Origin of the sequence: Streptomyces sp. CA-181903 (assembly GCF_050937075.1) — a bacterium.
GTDB lineage: Bacteria > Actinomycetota > Actinomycetes > Streptomycetales > Streptomycetaceae > Streptomyces.
Genome location: NZ_JBNJLY010000001.1, coordinates 56391 through 78073, shown reverse-complemented (window position 1 = coordinate 78073; position 21683 = coordinate 56391). Strand labels below are relative to the sequence as shown.

Sequence of the window (21683 nt, the reverse complement as noted above, 5' to 3'; positions counted from 1 at the left end):
CTTCGCGCGCCGCGCGAGCCGGGGCGTACGCTCCACGGGGAGCCGACGACAGCCACGCCCGAGGCGCGCGCCGCAGATTTCCCCACGCTCCCCACCGGGCGGACCGTGCACCCGGTGGTCCGATCCGGGCTGGTGGGGGGTGGGCATGCGGAGGGAGGGACGGAACGTACGCCCTGCTCGGCGCGTATGGACGCGCCCACCTGACAAAGGACGGCCGGTGGTCCTACGACAAGGACCGGCGCACGGGCATCGGCAACCTCAGCTTCATCAACGGGCCTTGAGCGGAACGCACCCGCACGTCCCTCGAACGGAGTTCCCGATGAACGACGACACTGCAGGCACCACCCGACCGGCCGCCGCACCCGAGGGCCCGGACGCGGGAGTCGCGCCATGAACCCGTCCGACCACCGCACCCCCGGCATCGACCTGAACCGGGCGAAGTCCACCGTCGACGCGATACTGGACAGCTTCCTCACCGCCAAGGCCCGATCCGCCGGAGAACGGGAGGCGGAGCGGTTCGGCGACGTGCTCGCCGGGCTCGTCGACGCCGGCGGCAAGCGCCTGCGGCCGCTGCTGTGCGTCATCGGCTGGCATACGGCGTCCGGCGCCGAGGAACCGCCGGCACTCTGGCACTTGGCCGCCTCGCTCGAACTCTTCCACGCCTTCACCCTCATCCACGACGACGTCATGGACCGCTCCGCCACCCGACGCGGCAAACCCACCGTCCACCGCGTCCTGGCCGCCCACTACGCGGGGTGCGACCAAGAGGCCCGCGCACGTGACTGGTTCGGCACCTGCGGAGCCATCCTCCTGGGCGACCTCGCCCTGGTCTGGTCCGACGAACTCCTCCACCAAGGCCACCCCACCCCCCGCCGACTCGCCGTCGTCTTACCGCTCCTCAACGCCATGCGCACCGAGGTGATGTACGGCCAATACCTCGACCTGCTCACCACCGGACGCACCCCCGACCTGGCCACCGCCCTGACCGTCATCCGCTACAAGACCGCGAAGTACACCATCGAACGCCCCCTGCAACTCGGCGCGGCCCTCGCCGGGGCCACACCGCCGCTCCTGGACGCCTGCACGGCCTACGCCCTGCCCCTTGGCGAGGCGTTCCAGCTCCGCGACGACCTCCTCGGCGTCTTCGGCAGCCCCCACCGCACCGGCAAGTCCGCGCTCGACGACCTGAAGGAGGCGAAGGCGACCGCCCTGACCGCACTCGCGCTCGACCGGGCCGCCCCCCGCGACCGCGCCCGGCTCAAGGAACTCCTCGGCGACCGCGCCCTCACCGAAGAGGGGGGCGCCGAGGCCCGCCGGATCATCCTCGACACCGGCGCCAGGCGCACGGTCGAGGAAATGATCGACGACCGCTACGCCCAGGCCATGACCGCGCTACACCACGCCCACCTCCCCGACGACGCCTCCCGAGCCCTCCGCACCATCGCCGAAGCGGCCGTGTACCGGACGTCCTGACCCCGGGAGCCGACCGCCCCCGTCATGTCGCGGCCGGACGCAACAGAACCGTGAGGGGAAGAACTGCGCGGCGCATCGTTTCTCCACAGCCGAACACATGTTCACCGCGATCGCGCCTATCGTCGGTGCCCGTTCACCACACCGAGAACGCACACAGGGGGCACCACCACCATGGACGCACTGCGGCACCTCGCCGCCCATCTGGGACTCGACCTCGCGGCCGTCTGCCTGTTGACCTTCCGCATCTACCACCCGCGACACGGGCGCCGTGACCTCGTCCCGGCCCTGCTGGCGCTGAACGCGGGCCTGTTCACCGTCATCCACGTCCTCGCCGCGACGGGCGGCGGCCGGGGCGGGACCTCGCTGGGGCTCGGGCTGTTCGGCGTGCTCTCCCTGGTCCGGCTGCGCTCCGACGCCGTTCAACAGGAGGAGGTCGGCTACTACTTCACCGCGATGGTCCTCGGCCTGCTCAACGCGCTGCCGCACCTCTCGCTCCTCACGACCGCGGCGTTGAGCGCCGTCCTGCTGCTCGTCGTCCACGCCGCGGACCACCCTCGCCTGCTGGCCGGATCGCGCCGGGCCCTCGTCACCCTGGACACCGTGCACGGCGACCCGGACGCCCTGCGGGCCGACCTCGCCCGGAGGCTGGGCAAGCCCCTGCACTGGACGGTGGTGAACGTCGACTACGTCCGGGACCTGACCGTCGTCGACGTGCGGTACCGCGAGACCCGGCCGGCGTTCCCCAACGCGAGCGCACACCGCGCCCAGCCCGTCGGGGAGACGGTGTGAGCGCCGTCGTACGGCCGGCGGCGCAGCCCGCGAGCGTCCGCGGCATCCGGACCGCCGCCGACGCCGCCACCCCCGTCTCCCTCGCCGAACTCAACGAGCGCGCCGGGCTCCTCACCCGCTTCGACCGCTCCTACCTGCTGCCCACGGAGGTCTTCCTGCGCCTGGCCGAACGGCTGACGGACCCCCGGCGCCCGGGCGGCCCCTTCCGCGCCCTGACGATCGACGGACGCCGCGCCTTCCGCTACCACTCCGTCTACTACGACACCCCGGGGCTCCGCTCCTTCCACGACCACCGCCAGGGCCGCAGACTCCGCTTCAAGATCCGCGAGCGGGTGTACGAGGACTCGGGGGAGCGGCAGTTCGAGATCAAGCTCAAGGGAGGGCGCGGCGACACCGTCAAACACCGCAGCGCCCTGACGGACGGCGCCGGCCCGCTCGACGCCCCGCACCGCTCCTTCCTCGCGGGCACGCTGCGCCGCGCCTACGGCATCGAACCCCCTGCCGCGCTCACCCCGTCCCTCACCACGGACTACCTGCGCACCACCCTGGTGGCCGACGGCGAACGCGTCACCTGCGACGCCGGACTCGTCTGCGGCGATCTGAGGACGGGGCGAACGGTGCACTGCGACACGGACCTGGTCCTCGTCGAGACCAAGTCGGCCGGCCACCTCACCGACGCCGACCGGCTGCTGCACTCCTACGGGGAGCGCCCGGCGACCTTCACCAAGTACTGCGGCGGCCTCGCGGCCCTGCGGCCGGGCCTGCCCGCCAACCAGTGGCGCCGCGCCGCACGCCGGGCGTTCGGGGTCTCGTGCGAGCCCCACTGAGGCAGGGGGCCGGGCATCCGGCCCGGCCCCCAAACCGTCCGGCCTCTCAAACCGTCCGGCCCCCCCAAACCGTCCGGCCCCTCAGACCGCCCGGTCCCGGACCACCCGGCGGGCCAGCAGTGCCTCCGCGGCGGCCAGTTCGGCCGCGATCGTCGCCAGCCGGGCATCGCCGTACGCGATCGTCGCCGGCTGCGGGCGGCCCGCGAGGAGGCAGCGGCGGCGCAGGTGGGTCGGCGGATGGGTGCTGTCCACACTGTGACCGCGGCGCGAGCCGGCCCGACGGAGCCGCTCCACCTCCCGTTCCGGCACGGCGCCGACATGCGCGGCCAGCCCCTCCCACAGCATCCGTTCGGCCTGCTCCCGCGCCTCGTGCCCGCCCCGGCCGCCCCGCATCGAGGCGGCCGCCGACACGCGCCGCAGCTCTGAGTCGACCGTACGGAAGAGGAGCAGCCGGTCCATCAGCCCGACGGCCGCCTCCGTGGAACCGACCCTGGCGGCATCCGCGTCGGCCAGGTACTCGGCCCGCTGCGACGCTCGCAGGGAGAGGTGGTCGAGGAGCAGTCCCAGGACGACCTGGCGGGGCAGGAACGTCATGCCGTTCGTGAACAGGTCCATCGGACCCCGCACGAGAGTCCGCGCCAGCGTGTACTGCCAGGTGGCCAGCGTGCGCAGCGCCCCGCCGGTGACGACGCCGTACCGGATGTCCCCGTGGGCGAAGTGCCCCAGCTCATGGCCCAGGAGAGCCACGCGCTCCTGCGGGACGTCGGACGGCGCCGGGCAAGAACCCGCACATCAGTACGGCGTCAGCGGGTCTCCGCGGACCTCACGCCGGAACCATCCGAATCACTCACCCCCGACGGGCCCCCGCCCGAGCCGGTGCCGACGGTCCGCGCGTAGTGGTCGGCGATCTCGTCGCTGGTGGTCAGCCACACACCGGGGTGAGCGGCGACGTACTCCAGTGCCTGGTCCACGTACGTGGCCCGGAACGGCTGGCCCGTGACGAACGGGTGCAGGGCCAGGGTCATCACACGGCCGCTGTCCGCCGAGTCGGCGTGGAGGCGGTCGAGTTGGTCCTTGACGACCTGCACGAAGTCCGGCCCGGTGAGGCCCTTGCTGACGAACAGGCCGATGTCGTTGAGCTCGACGGAGTACGGCACGCTCAGCATGCCGGGGACGTTGAGCCGGTAGGGCTGGTCGTCGTTGGTCCAGTCCAGTACGTAGCTCAGGCCGAGTTCGGCGAGCAGCCGCGGGGTGTGGAAGGTCTCGGTGAGCGCCGGCCCCATCCAGCCGCGGGGCCGCTGCCCGGTGGTCCTCTCGATGCTCGCGACCACGTCCGTGAGGTACGCCCGCTCTTCCTCGACGCCCATGCCGGCCTGGAAGAGGGAGTTGTTCTTCCCGTGGGCCAGCCACGCCCAGTTCCGCTCCCGCCCCGCCTCGACGATCCGCGGGTACCGCTCGCCCGCGTCGGAGTTGAGCAGCACGCTCGCGCGCATCCCGTGCCGGTCGAGGCTGTCGATCAGCCGCCAGACGCCGACCCGGGGTCCGTAGTCGCGCCAGCCGTAGTTGAGCGGGTCCGGCGTCAGTTCCGCGGTGCCCGCGAACGTACTCGTCGAGGGGCGGTCGATCCGGTAGTGCTCGATGTTGAGCCCCACGTAGAAGGCGACGCGGGCGCCGCCCGGCCAGTGGATCGGCTCACGGTCGACGATGGGGCTGTAGTCGTAGAGCTGGTTGTCCATCAGTGTTCACCTCGTGATCGGTGAGGGCTGTGCTTCCGCCACTCCTTAGGCTCGAACACTCACACTGATGTGAAGGTCAACCAGGCCCGAACCGTGAGGACGGTCACACGGACCCGGGGCCGCGCTCCCACGACTCCCGCGGGGCAAGCGCACGCTCACCTCCCGGGAAACGCCCGCATGGCGATGTCCACGGCGCGGTTCTGATCGTCGGGAGTCGCGCCGGAGGACGCCTGAACCGCGATGCCGTACCAGACGAGGCAGACGTAGCGGGCCAGATCCCCGGTGTCGGTGCCGGCGGGCAGGTCGCCGTCGCGCAGGGCCTGCTCGAAGCGTTCGCGCAGGGCGTCCTCCGACGCGTGCCGCCGGGCGGCCGCCTCGGCGCGGACGGCACCGGACGCGCCCCCGGTGGCCAGGGCCCCGTGCACCATGAGGCAGCCGGGGCCGCCCTCCCCGGTGGTGGCGGCGACGGTGCCGCGCAGCAGGGTCAAGGTCGCGCTGGTCACCGGCGGATCGAGGGGCATCGGAGCGGCCACCGCGCGGATGCTCGCCGCGGCGGGGGCGGACGTCGCGTTTTCCTACGCCACGTCGGCCGCCCGGGCCGAGGACCTGGTCGGCGAACTGACCACCCTCGGCGTCCGGGCCGCCGCCCACCGCGCCGACCAGGCGGACCCCGCGCAGGTCGCGCGGCTGGTCGCCACCGTCGTCCAGGACTTGGGCGGCCGGACATCCTCGTCAACAACGCCGGAGTGATCGGCTTCGGCACGGTCGGCGACCCGGCCGTGGACACCGTCGCGCTCGACTACCAGTGCGACGTCAATGTCGGCGTCGTCGTGGCCGCCATCCGCTCCGCCGCCGGCCTGCTCTCCGACGACGGCCGCGTCATCACCATCGGTTCCCACCTCGCCGCCCGCACCTCCTTCCCCGGCGTCACCGACTACGCGACGGCGACGGCCTGGCGTAAGCCAGGCCCAACCGACAAGAAGGCGGGGCGCCGCAACTCTCGCCCCGCTCAACGTCCGATCGGCAGGACAGCGCCGGCCCGCTTCACCGTGCGGATCACCGGAGCCGTCTCCAGCGTCCGGATCGCGTCCAACGAGGCGATCCGCTCGCTCAGATACCGCGCGAGGTCGAGGGAGTTCCGGCAGTTGACGGCCGCGAGCAGATTCGTCGGTCCCGTGGTCCGGGCGACGAGCGAGACTTCGGGGTGACGGGCCATCGCGCGCGCGACGTCGGTGAGTTCGGAAGGCCGTACGGACATCCACAGGCGGGCTTCGGAGCGGAAACCGAGTGCGGCCGGTGGGATGTCGACGAGGAAGGCCAGCACGCCGGCTCGCCGTAGGGCGCTGATCCTCCGCCGCACGGTCGACGCGGACGAACCGGTCGCCGCGGCGAGTTCGGCATGGCTCGACCGCCCGTCCCGCGACAGCAGATCGAAGAGCCGGCGGTCCAAGGCCGTCAGGGAGACCTCGCCGACGTCATCGGACGGCGGCGGGGTCAACAGGCCCGCCCGCTCCGGCGTGAGGCACGCCGCCCCGGCCCAGTCGCCGGGCAGGGCGTGGTGGTCGAGGAGCAGGTGAGCGGAGACGGAGGTGACGCGTCCGGTCCTGGGCAGCTTGTGCAGCAGCAGCGCCTCGCTCTCCTCCGCGGTGGACGTCCGGACGCTGCACGAGATCTCCGTGCCGCCGGAGAGCAGATGGACGTAGGACGTGTCGGGGCGGGCGGCGAGCGCCTTGGCGATGGCGGTCGCCGCGTCAGGGGTGCAGTGCAGCCGGATGGTCCAGGCGTTGTGACCGAGACGGGCGCCGTTGAGAGCGCCCACCACACGGAGGACGCCCGCGGCGCGCAGCCGGCGGTACCTGCGGGCGACGGTGTTCTCGGAGACGCCGAGGGCCCGGCCGACGAGACGGAGCGGGGCACGGCCGTCGATCTGCAGGGCGTGGACCAGTCCCCGGTCGACCTCGTCCAGCCTGACGGTATCCCCCTTCACGAGGGACAAGTGTGCCAGTATCCGCCGCGCCGGACGGCCCGGATGGCCGAACGGGATCCCGATCCCGACCGTGGAGGCGACCGACAAGCTCCGCGGAGGAAGCCTCATGCGCAAGTGGTGGCCATTGGTGGCCGTCTGTCTCGGCACTTTCGTGTTCCTGCTCGACACCACCGTGCTGACCGTCGCCCTGCCCGACATCGGGAACGATCTGTCCGCTCCGCTCTCCGCCCTGCAGTGGGTGGTCACCATCTACCCGCTGGTGCTGGCCGTTTCGCTGCTCACCGTGGGGGCATCGGCCGACCGGCACGGTGCACGCGCCGTATACCTGGCCGGCCTGGCGGTCTTCGGCGTCGCCTCGCTGGCCTGCGGCCTGGCCCCGACCACGGGCGTACTGATCGCGGCCCGTGCGGTGCAGGGCATCGGCGGCGCCGCGATGGCCGTGACCACCCTCGCCCTGACCGGCGCCGTCTACCGGGGTCCCGACTTGGGACGGGCGATGGGCGTCTTCGGGGCGGTGACCGGCCTGGCCGCCGCGACCGGGCCCATGGTCGGCGGTGTCCTCACCCAATACCTCGGCTGGAGGGCGGTCTTCTTCCTCAACATCCCCCTCGTCGCCGTCACCGTCGCCCTGTCCCTGCGCGTCCTGGCGGCGGTAGGACGGCCGGACACCGGGTCCCGCGTCGACCTGCCGGGAACGATCACCTTCGCGGTCTGCGCGGGATCGCTGACGTACGCCCTGACGCGAGCCGGTGCGACGGGCTGGTCCTCCCCGGCTGTGCTCGGCCTGCTCCTCCTGGCCGCCCTCGCCTTCGCCGCCTTCGTCCGCGTCGAACTGCGCCGCGCCACGCCGCTCCTGGACGTGCGGTTGTTCACCCGGGCGTCCTTCTCCGCGGTGATGACGTGCGTGATCGCCTCCACGGCCGCCTTCGCGGCGCTCGTGTACACCTCGTTGTGGCTGCAGTCGGGGCTCGGCCTGGGGCCGGTACGCGCCGGGCTCGCGCTCATGCCCCTGGCCCTGACCTCGTTCGTCACGTCGCTGCTCGGCGGCCGCAGGCTGCACGGAAAACCTCCGCGCGTGGTCCTCTCCGCCGGTCTGCTGCTGAACGGGGCCGGCTGCGCGCTCCAGGCGGGACTGCACGCGGACTCGTCCGCCGCGTCGCTGGCCGCGGGGCTGGCCGTCACCGGCATCGGTGTGGGGCTGATGGGGCCGGTTATGGGGACCGCGGTCCTCGCCGCGTTCCCACCCGAACGGTCCGGCATGGCGGCCGGCACCATGACCACCTTCCGGCAACTGGGACAGACGCTCTGGGTCGCCGCCTTCGGCGTCCTGTTCCGGAACGGCGGCGGCCCCATGGCCGACGGCCTGAACCGGGTCCTGATCGCCACCGCCGCGGCCGGAGTCATCGGTTCCGTCCTCGCCTGGCTCTCCGTACCGCAATCGGCGGGGGAGAAGGGCGCGTCGGCCACCGGCCGCCGGAATCACACCGGCTCTCGGCCACGCTGACCTCCGCGTCGGAGAGGGACGCGCCCCCGCGGCCGGGCCCTACTCGTCTCCCGTCTCCGACGGAGGCACCGGAGCAGCCGGAACCGTCCCGCCCACGAGCGGGAACAACCGGCTGATCGCGGCCACGGCCACGGCACCCCGAGGACGCGCGGCAGGATCCTGCTCCCGATCGCGGTAGGCGGCGAACAAGCGGCGGACGGACGCCGAGAGTTCGGCCGCCTCCGCCGGAGTGAGGTGGAGGACGGCGCTGAAGGAATCGGCCCGCTGCCACTCCGCCGGCGCCTGCTGCCGGTGGACGAGCCATTGCCGGTAGCTCTCGTCCTCCAACCCACGCGCGAGGGCGGGGAATTCCACCGATTCGTCGTGGGCGGACCGGTCGGCCCGGTCGGCCCGGTCGGCCCGGTCGGACCGGACGGGCCGGCCGGACGGTTCGGGGGAGCCCCAGCGCAGCCGCCACGGCCGCGCCCGGCCGCCCTGGTGCGGGACCTCCTCGATGAGGCCGTGCCGGGCGAGCTGGCGCAGGTGGAAGGAGCAGAGGCCGGAACTGTGGCCCAAGCGGGCGGCGGCCTCGGTGGAGGTGAGGGTGCCCGCCTCGGCCAGGAGGTCCAACAGCGCGACCCGTACGGGGTGGTCGGGAAGCGAGCGCGGAGCACGGTCACGGTCCGGCGACGGGCCGCCGGACGCGGTTCGAGGGTTTTGATCACTCACTTTGCAAAGAGTGCTACTTTGCAAAGCATCTGGCAAGCCGTCAGACGCCGGGACCGGCACCCCCGCGTCCCGCGGCCGGACTCACGGAAGGCGTTGATCGTTCATGGCTCTCGGTTTCGGGGACACCACGCAGGACCGCCGCGTACGCGTGCAGGGCGAGCCCGTCGCCTCGTACCCACGCCTCGCCCCGGAGGCGGAACGCGGCGCGGTCCGCCGGATCACCGTGGTGGGGGAGGAGGTCCTGCACCGGCCGTGCCGGGAAGTGACCCGGTTCGGCACTCCCGAACTGGCCCGGCTGATCGACGACATGTTCGCCACCAACCAAGCGGCCGACGGCGCCGGACTCGCCGCCAACCAGGTCGGCGTGGACCTGCGGCTGTTCGTCTGGGACGTCACGGACGAGTGGGGCGTCCGCCATGTCGGGCACATAGCCAACCCCGTCCTGGACGAGGTGCCCGCGGAACAGCGGCGCCTGGTGGACGAATCCGAGGGCTGCCTCTCCGTCCCCGGCCCCTACCGCGTCGTCCCCCGCCTCGACCGCACCGTCGTGCGCGGCCGCGACAAGGACGGCGATCCGCTGGTGATCGAGGGCAGGGGCTACTTCGCCCGATGCCTCCAGCACGAGACCGACCACCTCAACGGCCGCCTGTACCTCGACCGGTTGACGCGGCGGGAACGGCAATCCGCCCTCCGCGAGATGAGCGAGACCCAGGACGAGGTCTTCGCCCGGCGTGCCGCCACGGCGAGAAGCCTCGGCAAATGACGCGCGCCATGAGACGACCCCCGCCCCCGCCCCCTCAGTGCGACCGCGCCCCCGCCGCCCGGTCCACGGCGTCGCGGTCCGGCTCGGGCAGCCACCAGCCGCTGCCGGGGAGGCGGTGCCAGCCGTGGTCACGGGCGTAGGCGTGGATGAGCCCGAGGGTGCGGTCCAGCACGGGTGACGCGGCGGTGGCGGGGTGCCAGACGGCGTGCCACGGGTAGAGCGGCACCGGATCGGTCAGGGGGCGGGCGGTCAGGCCGTCGGGCAGCTGCCCGGTGGTGAGCCCGAACGAGGGGTAGCCGCGGGCGGCGACCATGGCGTGGATGGCGGCACGCCCGTGCCCGCGCACCCGCAGCGCGACGGGAAGCTTGAAGGCGACGACGGCCTCCTCGATCCAGTCCCGCCGCTCGGCGGCCTCGTCGGCGGTGTGGACGAGGAGCGGGTGGTCGGCGAGGGCGGAGAGGGGCACGCGGTCGTGGGCCGCGAGGGGATGATCCGCGGGCAGGATGACGCCGAGCGGTTCGAGGCGTACGGGCAGGGTGGCGAGGCCGGCGGGGAGGGGCCGGGCGAGACCGTGGACGCGGCCGAAGGCGATGTCGAGGTCACCGGCGAGCAGCCGCGGCAGCGCGGCGGCCAGCCCCTGGCTCTGGACGACCTCGAACGGCAGGCAGGGGGACTGGGTCCGCAGATACTCGGCGAGGACCGAGGGGGTGAGCCCTTCGGTGAGGACGTCGACGCGCAGGGGAGCCTGGGTCCGCGTGACGTCGTCCACCATGCGCTGGGCGTCGGCCAGCAGCCGTCGCCCGCGGCGGACGAAGACCTCCCCGGCCGGAGTGAGGGCGACATGGCGCCGGTCGCGGCTGAACAGCGGGACGCCGAGGCGCCTCTCCAGCGCGGTGATCTGCGCGGAGAGGGTCTGCTGGGCGATGGTGAGCCCGGCGGCGGCCCGGCCGAAATGCAGCTCATCGGCGAGGGCGACGGCGTAGCGCACCTGGCGAAGGTCGAGGTCCACCCTCCCAACGTAACAGCCTCAGACTGTCACGTGCCCACAGAAGAGTGTTGGACCCACCCCCGCGAACGGCCGTTGAATGGTGAGCGAAAGACGCGGGAGAACCCATGGAAACGCAGGGATTCTCCGGCGAGCAACCGCTCTAACGAAAGTCAGGTGGCGAGTCCGATGAAGGCAGTGGTGATGGACTCCTACGGCGCTCCCGACGTGCTCCGGGTGACCGATCTCCCCGATCCGCGGCCGGCGGCGGGCCAGGTACGGGTCCGGGTCCGGGCCGCGGGGCTGAACCCGATCGACGCCAAGATCCGGCGCGGCGAGTTCGACGCCGTGTACGACATCTCCTTCCCCCGGCAGCTCGGCAACGAGTTCGCCGGCGTGGTGGACCGGGCCGGCGACGGCGTCGACGGGTTCGCGCCCGGGGACGAGGTCATCGGTTTCGTCGACATGGCCGCGTACGCCGAGTACGTCGTCGTCCCCGCCGAACAGCTCGTCCGCAAGCCCGAGGGGCTGGACGGCGAGACCGCCGCGGTGATCGGTGCCGTCGGGCAGGCGGCGTACAACGCGCTGCGCGCGCTCGGTGTGACGGCCGGGGAGACGGTACTCGTCCACGGCGCCGCCGGCGGCGTGGGCAGCGTGGCGGTGCAGCTCGCCCGGGCCGCGGGCGCGACGGTGATCGGTACCGCGCACGAGGACAACCACGACTACGTCCGCTCCCTCGGCGGCATCCCGGTCGTGTACGGCGAGCACCTGGAGCAGCGGGTGCGCGAGCTGGCCCCCGGCGGCGTGGACGCCGCGCTGGACCTCACCGGCGCCGAAGAGGCGATCACCGTCTCGATCGCCGTCACCCGCGACCCCAAGCGCGTGGTGACGCTGGTCAGTCCGCCGCTCGCCCAGCAGTACGGCATCACCATGATGTTCGGCACCCGGTCCGCCGACACCCTCGCCCGGGTCGCCGAACTGGCCGCCCGCGGCGAACTCCGGCTCCCGGTCGCCCGCCGCTTCTCCCTCACGCAGGCGCCCGAGGCGCACGAGGCGCTGGAGGCCGGCGGCCGACGCGGCAAGCTCGTCTTCGTCGTCGGCTGAGACCGGCCCGTACGGGTCGACCGGACGCGGCCCGGTGCAGCGATCGGCGCCGACGCCGCGCCCCTTTCGGAACTACGGCGGCCGCTTAGGAACCACCGCGCCTGCTTCGGAATCACCGCGGCCACTTCGGAACCGCCGCGCCCGCTTCGGAACCGCCGCGAGCTTTTCTGAACCGCCGCGAGCACGACCGCCGCGAGCACGGCCACCGCGAGCACGACCACCCCTTCAAAGGAGCCGACATGTTCGCCAAACACGTCCAGGGCCGCACTCCCCGCCAGGCCCACACCACCGTGCCCGACGGCACCTTCGAGGAACACCACGCCCGGCAGGGCTTCGAGGGCGAGGTCTCCCAGCTCTACCGCGCGCACCCCACGACCGACTGGCTGCGCGTCGAGGGCCCGGCCCGGCCGCGCGGCATCCGACTCACCGACGTCCCCGCCGCCGACGAGCACGACGAGCGCGCCCTGCCCACCGTGCTGATGCGCAACGACGACATCACCATCGCCGTGTCCAGGCGTACGGCGCCGATGCCGTACTACTTCCGCAACGCCGACGCGGACACCCTGCTGCTGACCCAGTCCGGCCACGGCACGCTCGTCACCGACTACGGCGTGCTGCCGTACGGGCCGTTGGAGTACCTCGTCCTCCCCAAGGGCACCGACTACCGCGTCGTCCCCGCCGGGGACGGACCGCAGGTGACCTACGTCGTCGAGACCCGGGACCCGATCGTCTTGCCCGAACGAGGCCCGTTGGGCCACTTCCTGCCCTTCGACCGCGGCGTCCTGGAGGTCCCCCGCCTCGACGCGGGCCCGCCCCCGCACTCCGCCGAGAACGCGGATGGCGAGTGGGAGGTCCTGGTCAAACGGGACGGTGAACTGTCCTCGATCTTCTACGCCTTCGACCCGGCCGACGTCCAGGGCTGGACCGGCACTCTGGCGCCGTTCCGGCTGCGGCTGGCCGACATCCGCCCGGTCACCTCCGAGCGGCTGGACGTGCCGCCGATGGCACACGCCACGTTCCAGGCCGGAGCGAACTGGATCGTCACCATGGCACCGCGCCCGACCCAGACGGCCGAGGACGCCGAACGGGCCCAGCCGTTCCACCGGAACGTCGACTACGACGAGGTCATCGTCCGGCTCGGCCCTCCGGACGACGGCCTCGGCACCCCGGACGGCGGACGTGGGCCCGAGTCCACGACGGGCCTGGCGAGCGTCACTCCGGGCGGGATGAACCACGGTCCCGACCGGGCCCGGCTGGCGGCGCGGAGCGACCGGCTGCCGGTCTACATATGGAACATCGACACCGCCCGCCCCCTCCGCTACACCGACGCCTTCACGGCGCACGAAATCCCCGACTTCGCCCGCAGCCAGAGCTACCGCGGCTGACACGACCGCGACCCGCCCCCACCCGGCTCCCCGCCGGTTTCCGAAAGAAGCACTCCCCATGAGCCGCGTCCTGGCCATCTCGGGCTCCCTGCGAGCCTCCTCCTTCAACACCCGGGTCCTCCACGCCCTGCCGGCGCTGGCCCCCGAGGACATGCACATCCACTTCTACGAACACCTCGGCGACCTGCCCCACTTCAGCGAGGACCTGGAGGCCGACCCGCCGGCCGCCGTGCGCGAACTGTGGCGGGCCCTCACCGACGCCGACGGACTGATCGTCGCCACGCCCGAGTACAACGGCGGCATGCCGGGCGTGCTCAAGAACGCCCTGGACTGGGCGTCGCGCCCGTACGGGTCGAGCGTCCTGCCGGGACACGCCGCCGTCGTCCTGTCCTCCTCGCCCGGCATCTTCGGCGGCATCCGCGCCCAGTCCCAACTCCGCGAGCTGTTCGCCCTGCTGAACGTGTACGTGGTCGGCGGCCCCCAGGTCGCCATCCCGGAAGTCCACACCCGCCTCGACCCCACCGCGGCCCCCGCCCACCGCCTGACCGACCCCACGACCCGTGCCATGCTCGGCTCCCTCCTGCACGGCCTCGCCGAGGCCATCGACCACCAGGCCGGGAACCGCCTGATCAAGCCGCTGCACCACTGGCAGAGCGGGCACGCCGCCGCCTGACGCACCGCCCCCAAGGCACGCGCGTGCCCCGGCCGAAGCGAGACGACGGCCGGGGCACGCGCGGCCGCGCGAGCGCCGGGCCGGCACGCCGTGGCCCCCGCCCGGAAGACGGTCGTGGGGGAGGGGGAGGAGTGCGAGGCCGGGCCCGGGCAGGGGCCGGGGGACGAGGACCCTCGCCCCACGATGATCACAACGGCTCGACCTCCAACCAGCGCAGCCCCCGCGCCCCCGGTATTCCAACGCCTGCCAGCCCAGCCTCCGAAGCACGTCCGCACACCGCCGGAGGCCGTCCTGCTGCTGGTACCGAACCCGGCTGCCGGGCGGACCGACCCACTCCACGCGCACGGTCCCCTCGACCGCGCGCACACGGTAACCGGTCGCGAGACGCCGGCCGTCGGCCCCCACGGCGGAGGGCGGCACACCGGCGGCCTCCAGCGCCAGGGCGACGGCGCGCACGGGCTGGAGGCGCTCCCAGTCGGCGGGCACGGACAACGGCCTGCCGGCCGGCGGGTTCACGACCTTCCGGATCTGCCGCAGCCCGTCCATCGCCTGCCGCACGGCGCCCGCCCGCTCCCCGGCGCTCGGACCGGCCGCGGACGGCCCCTCGTCCCCCGTAGCGGAACGAAAACCGCTCGCGCCATCGGTCATGCTCCCTGCCCCTCCTCCGAAGCACACCGTCGCGTCGACGACGCACACCCCGGTTCGGCCTCCGGACTGTTCAACACCGCGACCCACCTCGGCATCAGCCTGGGCGTCGTGCCGACCGGCGTGGTCCTCTCCTCCCACGACCACACCGCGACCGCCCCCCGCACGGACGTCGTCAACGCCGTCACCGCAACGCTTCCCCACGTGACCGGCGGCCTGCCGGCCGTGTGGGCCCTGACGTTCTTCCTACGCCGCGCAGCGGATACCCGGAGGCCGAAGGGCGCCGGCCCGACAGCGAGCCCCCGGCCAAGGGCGGCCACCTGGTGCTCGCCGTCGGAGCCACCGAACACTGCCTGCTGATCCACAACCCCTCCGGCTTCCCGGGAACGTCCCAGCACGATTTCCCCGTCCCGTGGGACAGGCTGGACCACTTCTACGCCGGCCGGGGCATCGTCCTCGCCGCCACACGCCCCACACCCGGCTCCGCGTGAAGCGTGTGGCGGCGAGGACGTGACGACGAAGCCCGCGGCGCAGAAGGCGAGGAGCGGCAACCGCCGGAGCAGCGGCACGACCCACGGGGCGAGGAACAGCAGCACCACCCGCCGGGTCCGACGGGCCGTCCCGGCCTGCCCACAGCCGGTGCGACCGGAGGCGAGCGCAGAGCCTTGGCAGGCGCACACGAGCGGCACTCTCCCACTGGGAACCGACCGATCCGCAACCGCCTCCCTCAAAGCATCAGCAGCAACCTAGTGTTCGGAACGAGCTTCCGGTTCACGCTCGTGCTCTGGACGAAGATGGTGAAATCGTCGTTGTGGTCGGGCCTGACGCGGACTTCCACGTCGGGAAGGCCGAGCAGGGCGCGCGCCTCCGGCCCCGTGTAGACCCGGTCGGTCTCCTTCTCCAGCACCGCGATCTGCTTGCGCGCCTGGATCTTCTCCGACTTGCTCAACTGGTAGAACGCGCAACCGGTACGGAAAGCATGACCGTGCTCGACGACCCGATCACGTATCGCCATCTCACGCACCACCGGGATCAACTGATACCCCGAAGGGTCCGCCGGAGTGAGACCGGCCGCCTGGATGGTCTCCTGATTGACCGCTTCCGCCCCCGTGGAGAACACGGCCCGCGATCCCCGGATCCCTTGCGAGCGACCCACCATGAACTTCTCGGTGGCCTCCCGGATGACCTGACCGGCCTCTTCCAGGCCATGGGTGCTCGTGGCGTCCCAGACGGCGATGTTGTCCTTCGGGAAACCGCACTGCATGGCCTCGCGCTTGCCCGCCTGGTCCGGCACGAGCACGGCCAGCGTCCAGTTGTCCTCCTGCGTCTCGATCATCCCGGCCACGGCCCGGACCAGCTCACGCCGGTCACCGGACGGAGCATCCGCACAGTGATGGCTCGCGTTCTCCTGCCCGTCCGTCAAGACGAACGTCAAGAAGCTGTGGTCACCGTACAGTTGCGCCGTCTGCGCCAGCTCGCGCTGCGACTTCAGCGTGGCCGCCAGCAGAGCCGTCATCCCGCCGACCTGATACAGCTCTTTCAGCGACGGCATCCGCAGCACGTCCTTGTCGTAGATGACACACTCGACCTCGTTCGCGAAGACGTACACCGTCACGCGGGTCTCCTGGTCGAGCTCTTCCGACCGACGGGCCAGGTAGGCGATCTGCTGGTCGGCGACATCGACGACCTTCCGGCTCAGATGCGACATGGACGAGCTGGCGTCCAGCACCAGGGCGACGTGATTGATGTAGTTCTGAGTTCCGGACATGACCGTTCCCCCTCGTTCCGACTCGGTGCCCTCACCTTCTCACCCACCACTGACAACGGCCCCTGACGCCGACGCCGGGGTGACCGCCCCGCCGGAGTGACAGCGGCTGACCTCGCTCGTCGCCCGAATACGGGAAGGCGACGGTGTTCGCCACGCTCGCCTGGTCGGATGTCCCGCACCCTCGGATTTGTCATGGGCGTATCAGTGGTCGCTCGTTTACAGTGCCCTGATTGATCAACTTCACTACGGGGGCAGGGTGTTCCATGGCGATCACACGGAGGTCTGTACTCAAGGGCTCGTCGGCCGCGGCCGCCGCCTCGTTCGTTGCCGCCGAAGCCGGTGAAGGGCGAGCGGCAGCCGCCGCTTCACCGGCGGCACCGGCCGCCGGACCGCTGCTGCAGAACCGCCCGCACCGGCTGGGTGCGCCCGGGGTGCTGGGGGTGCACTTGCAGTTCGGTTCGGATCCGTCGTCGGAGATGACCGTTTCCTGGATCACCCCGCAGTCGGTGCGCCGGCCCCGGGTGGGGCTGGGCTCGCCCGACGGCGGGTACGGCGGCCGGACGGTGGAGGCGGAGACGCGTACCTACCGGGACGGACTGTCGGGGGAGGAGGTGTACGTCCACCACGCACGGATCACCGCCCTGCGCCCGTCGACCACGTACCTGTACAGCGCCGGGCACGACGGTGCGACGCCGGAGACCGGCTCGTTCACCACGGCACCGCGCGGCCGTGCCGCTTTCACCTTCACCAGCTTCGGTGACCAGGCCACGCCCAACCTGCGCCGGATCATCCACCTTCCGGACGGCGTACCCTCCCCGGTGAACCGCTATCCGCTGCACACCAGCAGCCAGGTCGGTTCGCCCGCCTCGGCCGACATCGTCGCCGCGGTGGAACGGGTCGCTCCGCTGTTCAACTTCGTCAACGGCGACCTCTGCTACGCCGCGATCGCCGGCGCGTGGGGCACGAGCCGGGTGGCGACGTGGGCGGACTGGTTCATCAACAACAGCCGCTCCACCCGGCTGCGCCCCTGGATGCCCTGCGCGGGCAACCACGAGAACGAGAAGGGCAACGGCCCCATCGGCGCCGCCGGGTACCAGACCTACTTCGCACTGCCCTCCTCCACCTCGGGCGACGAGGAGACGCGGGGCATGTGGTACGCGTTCACCGTGGGCGCGGTCCGCTTCATCAGCCTCGCCAACGACGACGTGGCGCTCCAGGACGGCGGCGACACCTACATCAGCGGCTACTCCGGCGGCGCCCAGCGCCGCTGGCTGGAGCGGGAGCTCAAGGCGGCGCGGGCGGACCGGGACATCGACTGGATCGTGGTGTGCATGCACCAACCGATGATCTCCAGCCACCGCAGCGCCGGCAGCGACCTGGGGGTGCGCCGGGCTTGGGGCCCGCTGTTCGACGCGTACGGCGTCGACCTGGTCGTCAGCGGGCACGAGCACCATTACGAGCGCTCGCACCCCGTACGCGGCACCCTGCCCAACGAAACCCGCACCCCCGTGCCGGTGGCCACTCGCACCGACCTGATCGACACGGGCAAGGGCACCGTCCACATGGTCATCGGCGCGGGCGGGAACATCGCCACGAGCCAGGACGACCTCTTCGACACGCCCCAAGCCCGGGTTCTGGTCGCTCTGAAGGACGACAAGGTCTCCTCCGGCCACCGCGAACCGGTGTGGATCGCAGAGGAGGCGCCCTGGGCGGCCGTCCAGGACCGCAAGTACAACCGCGGCTTCGCCGCGTTCGACGTCGACCCCGGCGACCGCCACGAAGGTCTGACGCGTATGCGGGTCACCTACTACACCTTCGACGGCCCCCACGGCGACCTGACACCGGTCGACGCCTTCACCCTCCAACGCCCGCGCGCGGACGCCCGCCGCTGACCGCGTCTGAGCGGCCCTTGCTCGGCCTCGCGGCCGACCTTGGGCTCGCCATTCCCCGCACACGCGGGTCGCCGTGACGGGAGAGGGCCTGGGCGAGCGCGAGGCCGGAGCCGTCCACGCACGCGCGGGCCGCCGGTGGTGCGCGCCCCGAAGGCGCGATGTCCTTCGGGGTGCGCGGCAGAGGCTCAGGCGTTGTAGCCGCCGTGGGCGTCCAGTACCGCGCCCGTGACGTACGACGCGGCGGGGCTCGCGAGAAAGGCGATCGCCGCGGCGATTTCGTCGGGGTGCCCCATGCGTTGCAGGGACAGCGAGCCGACCAGGGCCTTGAGGGTCTCGGGGTCCGGCCCTTCCATGCCGCCCTCCATCAGCCCGGCCTCCACCACGTTGGCCGTGATGTTCCGGGGCCCGAGGTCTCGTGCGACCCCCATGGTGTACCTCTCGATCCCCGACTTGGTCGCCGCGTAGTCGGCAAGGCCCGGGGCGCCGACCCGGGAGCCCAGTCCGGAACTCACCGTGATGATGCGGCCGCCCGCGCGCAGCACTCGGGAGGCGGCCCGGATGACGGCTATCACGCCGAGGTAGTTGGTGGCGTGCATGCGGTCCAGTGCGGCGGTGTCGGCGTCCGGGTCGTCCACCCTGCGGCCCTGTTCCACCGAGATCGCCGCGTTGTTGACGAGGATGTCCAGGCCGCCGAAGTGCGCGACGACGTCGTCGATGAGCGCCGGCGCCCGACTCGTGTCCGCCTGGTCGGACCGGAAGGCGACGGCCTCGGCCCCCTTGCCGCGCACCTCGTCGACGACGGCCTGCGCCTGCTTCTCGGAGCTGACGTAGGTGAAGGCGACGTCAGCGCCCTGCTCGGCCAACAGCCGTACGGTCGCGGCTCCCAGTCCACGCGATCCCCCGGTGACCAGGGCGACCTTGCCCGTGAGTGGCTTGCTCATTCTTCTCCCCTCGTGGATTGCCTCTTCCCGGCAGGTGTAACGCTAGTTGTTACGACTGGGCTGTCGCAACACTGTTTGTTACGACAGGTCTGTCGTAACATGAAGCGTTGCGGTCATAAGGAGGGGCATGAGTGCCAACAGCAGGTTGACCCTCGCCGCCCATGCCCTGGCCTGGATCGGCCTCTACCAGCGCCAAGGCCATGAGGTCGCCACCTCCGAGCAGATCGCGACCAGCGCGAACACGAACCCCGTGGTGATCAGGCGGCTGCTCGGCGAGCTGCGTAAGGCCGGGCTCGTGGAGTCCCGGCGGGGGGTGGGCGCGGGCTGGTCGCTGGCGCGCGAGCTGGAGTCGATGACCCTGCTCGACGTGTACGAGGCGGTGGAGCCCGGCCCGCTGTTCGCGATGCACAGGGCCACCCCGGACCAGGGGTGTGTCGTGGGGTACGGCATCCAACCGGCGATGCAGGGCATCTACGAGGGCATCGAGGAGACGCTGAGACGCGAACTGGCCCGCGTCACGCTCGCGAACGTACTCCGGGACGTACTCGCGGCACCTCGCTAGCCTCCCCGCCGTCGGCCGCGCACCCGTCAAGCACGACGTCGTCCGTCAAGCACGACGTCACCCATCAAGCACGACGTCACCCACCAAAGGCTGCCTCGTCACGGTGGCCGCCGGCCCATGCACCACGACGTCGGTCCGGTCCGGCGGACCGGACCGGCCACCACCCGGACTGCTGGGGGCCGGCTACGGCGACCTCGCCGCGGCGATACGCCATGAGCGGCCGGCCCGAACACCCGGCGGCCCGCGGCGCAGACGGCGAGGAGGATCCTCGCTCTCCGACGAGGCGGAGGGATCAGGCGCCGTGCTTGGCCGGCGTCGCGACCTCGGCCGTGTCCATGTCCCGGGCGGGCGTCCTGGGGGATGGGGTGCCACCGCGGTAGACGATGAAGACTGCCGCGAGGCCGACGGCCAGACCGAGAGCGGTCTGCGGACCGAACGGTTCACCGAACATGAGGGCTCCCCAAACCGCCGTGACCGGAGCCATGAGGAACATGAGCGTATTGACCTTGGTGACTCCGGAGCGCCTCAGGATGAGCCAGTACAGCCCGTATCCGCCGAAGGTCGACAAGGCTACGAGCCAGGTGATCGCGGCCCAGAAGGAGAGCTCGGCAGGCGGCTTCGCGACTCCCGTACCCAGGGCGAGGGCAGTGAAGATGACGGCACTGGTGGCGCAGTGGACGGACATCGACACCGCGGGAGCGACCCGCGCGCGGGAACGGCTTTCGAGGAACGTGGCCGCCACCAGCGAGAACATGCCGAGGAAGGGGAGGAGATAGGCCCACCAGGCCGCACCGGAGCCGGCCGCGGCATCGGCCAGGGTGACGATGGCGACGCCGCCCATCCCCAGACACAAGCCGAACCACTGCTTGCGCGAGACGTATTGACGCAGCAACGGTCCGGCGAGTGCTCCGGCGACGAGAGGCTGGACACCGTCGATCAGGGCTGTGGTGCCGCTGGAGACCCCGAGTTGGATCGCGTAGTAGACGGTGAGCAAATAGCCGCTTTGCGAAAGCACGCCGATCAGGGCCTGCCGGGCCACATCCCGCACCGCGAGGCCCCGCCACGACGTTCCGGAAACGGCGGCGACGGCGATCAGGACGATGGCCAGCGGTAAGAAACGCCACATCAGGATCGTGACCGCAGACGCGCTGCCCGCGCCGAGCTTCGCCCCGATGAACCCGGAACTCCAGCAGAGCACGAAGGCGACGGAAAGCAGGAAGTTCACGTCTCCCCCTTCGCTATACAGATCGGTATACCCACCGCCCACTATACAGATCGGTATATTGTCAAGGCGTGGACACTACCGAGACGCCGCGACGGATCACGATGACGCCTGCCGCACGGCGCGTCCTGGAGGCCGCCGCCAGGCTGTTCTACGAGCGCGGCATCCACGCCGTCGGGGTGGACCTGATCGCCTCCGAGGCCGGGGTGACGAAGAAGACCCTCTACGACCGGTTCGGCTCCAAAGAGCAGATCGTCGTGGAGTACCTCGCGGATCGCGACGAACGCTGGCGCGCCTTCCTCGCCCAGTACCTCGACGCCGCGCAGTCGGCCCCGGCGGCACGCATCCTGGCCGTCTTCGATGCCTCACGCGCATGGTCGGCGAAGAACAATTCCAAGGGGTGCGGCATGGTCAACGCCCACGCCGAGATCAGCGATCCGTCCCACCCGGCCTACCCGATCATCACCGGGCAGAAGCAGCGAATGCTCGCCCTGTTCACCGGCCTCGTCAGGGACATCGCCCCGGACCGGGCCGACCATCTGGGCCGGACGCTCATGCTGCTCCACGAAGGAGCGCTCGTCGCCCACGGCCTGAACATCATCGCCGACCCCATCAGCCACGCCCGTGAACAGGCACAAGCTCTCCTCGCCGCCACGCGAAACTCCACAGCGCAGTGATGAGGTGACGCTCGAATCCGTCCCCGTTCCAGCACTCGCCCC

The 21683-nt window shown here is 71.8% G+C and carries 22 protein-coding genes; 13 read left to right on the top strand and 9 right to left on the bottom strand.

Features of this window, described 5'->3' with window-relative positions; translation table 11 throughout:
* Window positions 1–390 precede the first annotated feature (390 nt).
* From ACQEVS_RS00390 to ACQEVS_RS00380, 3 genes are all read left to right on the top strand, one after another.
* The gene (locus ACQEVS_RS00390) at window positions 391–1473 is read left to right on the top strand and encodes a polyprenyl synthetase family protein (protein ID WP_433013427.1); all 1083 of its coding nucleotides are present in this window, start codon (window positions 391–393) and stop codon (window positions 1471–1473) included.
* A gap of 171 nt (window positions 1474–1644) precedes the next feature.
* Window positions 1645–2262: a DUF4956 domain-containing protein gene (locus ACQEVS_RS00385; RefSeq protein WP_433013424.1), complete on the top strand. Its 618-nt coding sequence runs from the start codon at window positions 1645–1647 to the stop codon at window positions 2260–2262.
* A complete protein-coding gene (locus ACQEVS_RS00380) occupies window positions 2259–3089 on the top strand; it encodes a polyphosphate polymerase domain-containing protein (RefSeq protein ID WP_433013421.1) in 831 nt (276 codons plus the stop codon). The genes ACQEVS_RS00385 and ACQEVS_RS00380 overlap by 4 nt, the downstream gene beginning before the upstream one ends.
* 81 nt (window positions 3090–3170) lie before the next feature.
* On the opposite strand, the gene ACQEVS_RS00375 is transcribed toward ACQEVS_RS00380, so the two are convergent.
* The 3 genes from ACQEVS_RS00375 to ACQEVS_RS00365 form a co-directional block, all read right to left on the bottom strand.
* Window positions 3171–3836: a M48 family metalloprotease gene (locus ACQEVS_RS00375; RefSeq protein WP_433013418.1), complete on the bottom strand. Its 666-nt coding sequence runs from the start codon at window positions 3834–3836 to the stop codon at window positions 3171–3173.
* 56 nt (window positions 3837–3892) lie between these two features.
* Window positions 3893–4825, bottom strand: coding sequence for a polysaccharide deacetylase family protein (locus tag ACQEVS_RS00370; protein ID WP_433013415.1), 933 nt, complete (start codon window positions 4823–4825; stop codon window positions 3893–3895).
* A 155-nt stretch (window positions 4826–4980) separates the two neighbouring features.
* Entirely contained in the window at window positions 4981–5313 is a 333-nt protein-coding gene (locus ACQEVS_RS00365) for a TetR family transcriptional regulator C-terminal domain-containing protein (RefSeq protein ID WP_433013412.1), read from the bottom strand.
* Between ACQEVS_RS00365 and ACQEVS_RS00360 the strand changes: the two genes are divergently transcribed.
* Window positions 5294–5575 carry an SDR family NAD(P)-dependent oxidoreductase gene (locus ACQEVS_RS00360; RefSeq protein WP_433013409.1) on the top strand — a complete coding sequence of 94 codons (282 nt, stop codon included), beginning with the start codon at window positions 5294–5296 and terminating at the stop codon, window positions 5573–5575. The two genes, ACQEVS_RS00365 and ACQEVS_RS00360, sit on opposite strands and share 20 nt — an antisense overlap.
* 259 nt (window positions 5576–5834) lie before the next feature.
* Here the strand turns inward: ACQEVS_RS00360 and ACQEVS_RS00355 are convergent, their stop codons facing one another.
* Window positions 5835–6812 (bottom strand): Lrp/AsnC family transcriptional regulator, encoded by a 978-nt coding sequence (locus tag ACQEVS_RS00355; RefSeq protein WP_433027144.1) that lies wholly within the window; start codon window positions 6810–6812, stop codon window positions 5835–5837.
* A gap of 106 nt (window positions 6813–6918) precedes the next feature.
* Here ACQEVS_RS00355 and ACQEVS_RS00350 point away from each other — a divergent pair, with 106 nt between their 5' ends.
* Entirely contained in the window at window positions 6919–8316 is a 1398-nt protein-coding gene (locus ACQEVS_RS00350; RefSeq protein WP_433013406.1) for an MFS transporter, read from the top strand.
* 39 nt (window positions 8317–8355) lie between these two features.
* On the opposite strand, the gene ACQEVS_RS00345 is transcribed toward ACQEVS_RS00350, so the two are convergent.
* Window positions 8356–9024 (bottom strand): winged helix-turn-helix domain-containing protein, encoded by a 669-nt coding sequence (locus ACQEVS_RS00345; protein ID WP_433013403.1) that lies wholly within the window; start codon window positions 9022–9024, stop codon window positions 8356–8358.
* 103 nt (window positions 9025–9127) lie between these two features.
* Between ACQEVS_RS00345 and def the strand changes: the two genes are divergently transcribed.
* Window positions 9128–9787 (top strand): peptide deformylase, encoded by a 660-nt coding sequence (def, locus tag ACQEVS_RS00340; protein ID WP_433013400.1) that lies wholly within the window; start codon window positions 9128–9130, stop codon window positions 9785–9787.
* A 34-nt stretch (window positions 9788–9821) separates the two neighbouring features.
* Here def and ACQEVS_RS00335 read toward each other — a convergent pair whose 3' ends face one another.
* Complete coding sequence (locus ACQEVS_RS00335; protein WP_433013397.1) at window positions 9822–10796, bottom strand: LysR family transcriptional regulator; 975 nt, start codon at window positions 10794–10796, stop codon at window positions 9822–9824.
* Between the two features lie 165 nt (window positions 10797–10961).
* Here ACQEVS_RS00335 and ACQEVS_RS00330 point away from each other — a divergent pair, with 165 nt between their 5' ends.
* From ACQEVS_RS00330 to ACQEVS_RS00315, 4 genes are all read left to right on the top strand, one after another.
* A complete protein-coding gene (locus ACQEVS_RS00330) occupies window positions 10962–11876 on the top strand; it encodes an NADP-dependent oxidoreductase (protein ID WP_433013394.1) in 915 nt (304 codons plus the stop codon).
* Between the two features lie 239 nt (window positions 11877–12115).
* Complete coding sequence (locus ACQEVS_RS00325; protein ID WP_433013391.1) at window positions 12116–13261, top strand: homogentisate 1,2-dioxygenase; 1146 nt, start codon at window positions 12116–12118, stop codon at window positions 13259–13261.
* Between the two features lie 58 nt (window positions 13262–13319).
* The gene (locus tag ACQEVS_RS00320; RefSeq protein WP_433013388.1) at window positions 13320–13934 is read left to right on the top strand and encodes an NADPH-dependent FMN reductase; all 615 of its coding nucleotides are present in this window, start codon (window positions 13320–13322) and stop codon (window positions 13932–13934) included.
* 872 nt (window positions 13935–14806) lie between these two features.
* Entirely contained in the window at window positions 14807–15070 is a 264-nt protein-coding gene (locus tag ACQEVS_RS00315; protein ID WP_433013385.1) for a hypothetical protein, read from the top strand.
* 236 nt (window positions 15071–15306) lie between these two features.
* Here the strand turns inward: ACQEVS_RS00315 and ACQEVS_RS00310 are convergent, their stop codons facing one another.
* Entirely contained in the window at window positions 15307–16347 is a 1041-nt protein-coding gene (locus ACQEVS_RS00310; protein ID WP_433013382.1) for a vWA domain-containing protein, read from the bottom strand.
* 263 nt (window positions 16348–16610) lie between these two features.
* Between ACQEVS_RS00310 and ACQEVS_RS00305 the strand changes: the two genes are divergently transcribed.
* Window positions 16611–18239 carry a purple acid phosphatase family protein gene (locus ACQEVS_RS00305; RefSeq protein WP_433013379.1) on the top strand — a complete coding sequence of 543 codons (1629 nt, stop codon included), beginning with the start codon at window positions 16611–16613 and terminating at the stop codon, window positions 18237–18239.
* 185 nt (window positions 18240–18424) lie between these two features.
* Here the strand turns inward: ACQEVS_RS00305 and ACQEVS_RS00300 are convergent, their stop codons facing one another.
* A complete protein-coding gene (locus ACQEVS_RS00300) occupies window positions 18425–19180 on the bottom strand; it encodes an SDR family NAD(P)-dependent oxidoreductase (RefSeq protein ID WP_433013376.1) in 756 nt (251 codons plus the stop codon).
* Window positions 19181–19307: 127 nt separating this feature from the next.
* On the opposite strand from ACQEVS_RS00300, the gene ACQEVS_RS00295 reads away from it, so the two are divergent.
* A complete protein-coding gene (locus ACQEVS_RS00295; protein WP_433013373.1) occupies window positions 19308–19742 on the top strand; it encodes an Rrf2 family transcriptional regulator in 435 nt (144 codons plus the stop codon).
* Window positions 19743–20034: 292 nt separating this feature from the next.
* On the opposite strand, the gene ACQEVS_RS00290 is transcribed toward ACQEVS_RS00295, so the two are convergent.
* On the bottom strand, window positions 20035–20967 hold the full coding sequence (locus ACQEVS_RS00290) for a DMT family transporter (RefSeq protein ID WP_433013370.1): 933 nt from the start codon (window positions 20965–20967) through the stop codon (window positions 20035–20037).
* A 101-nt stretch (window positions 20968–21068) separates the two neighbouring features.
* Here ACQEVS_RS00290 and ACQEVS_RS00285 point away from each other — a divergent pair, with 101 nt between their 5' ends.
* The gene (locus ACQEVS_RS00285) at window positions 21069–21641 is read left to right on the top strand and encodes a TetR/AcrR family transcriptional regulator (protein WP_433027141.1); all 573 of its coding nucleotides are present in this window, start codon (window positions 21069–21071) and stop codon (window positions 21639–21641) included.
* Window positions 21642–21683 lie beyond the last annotated feature (42 nt).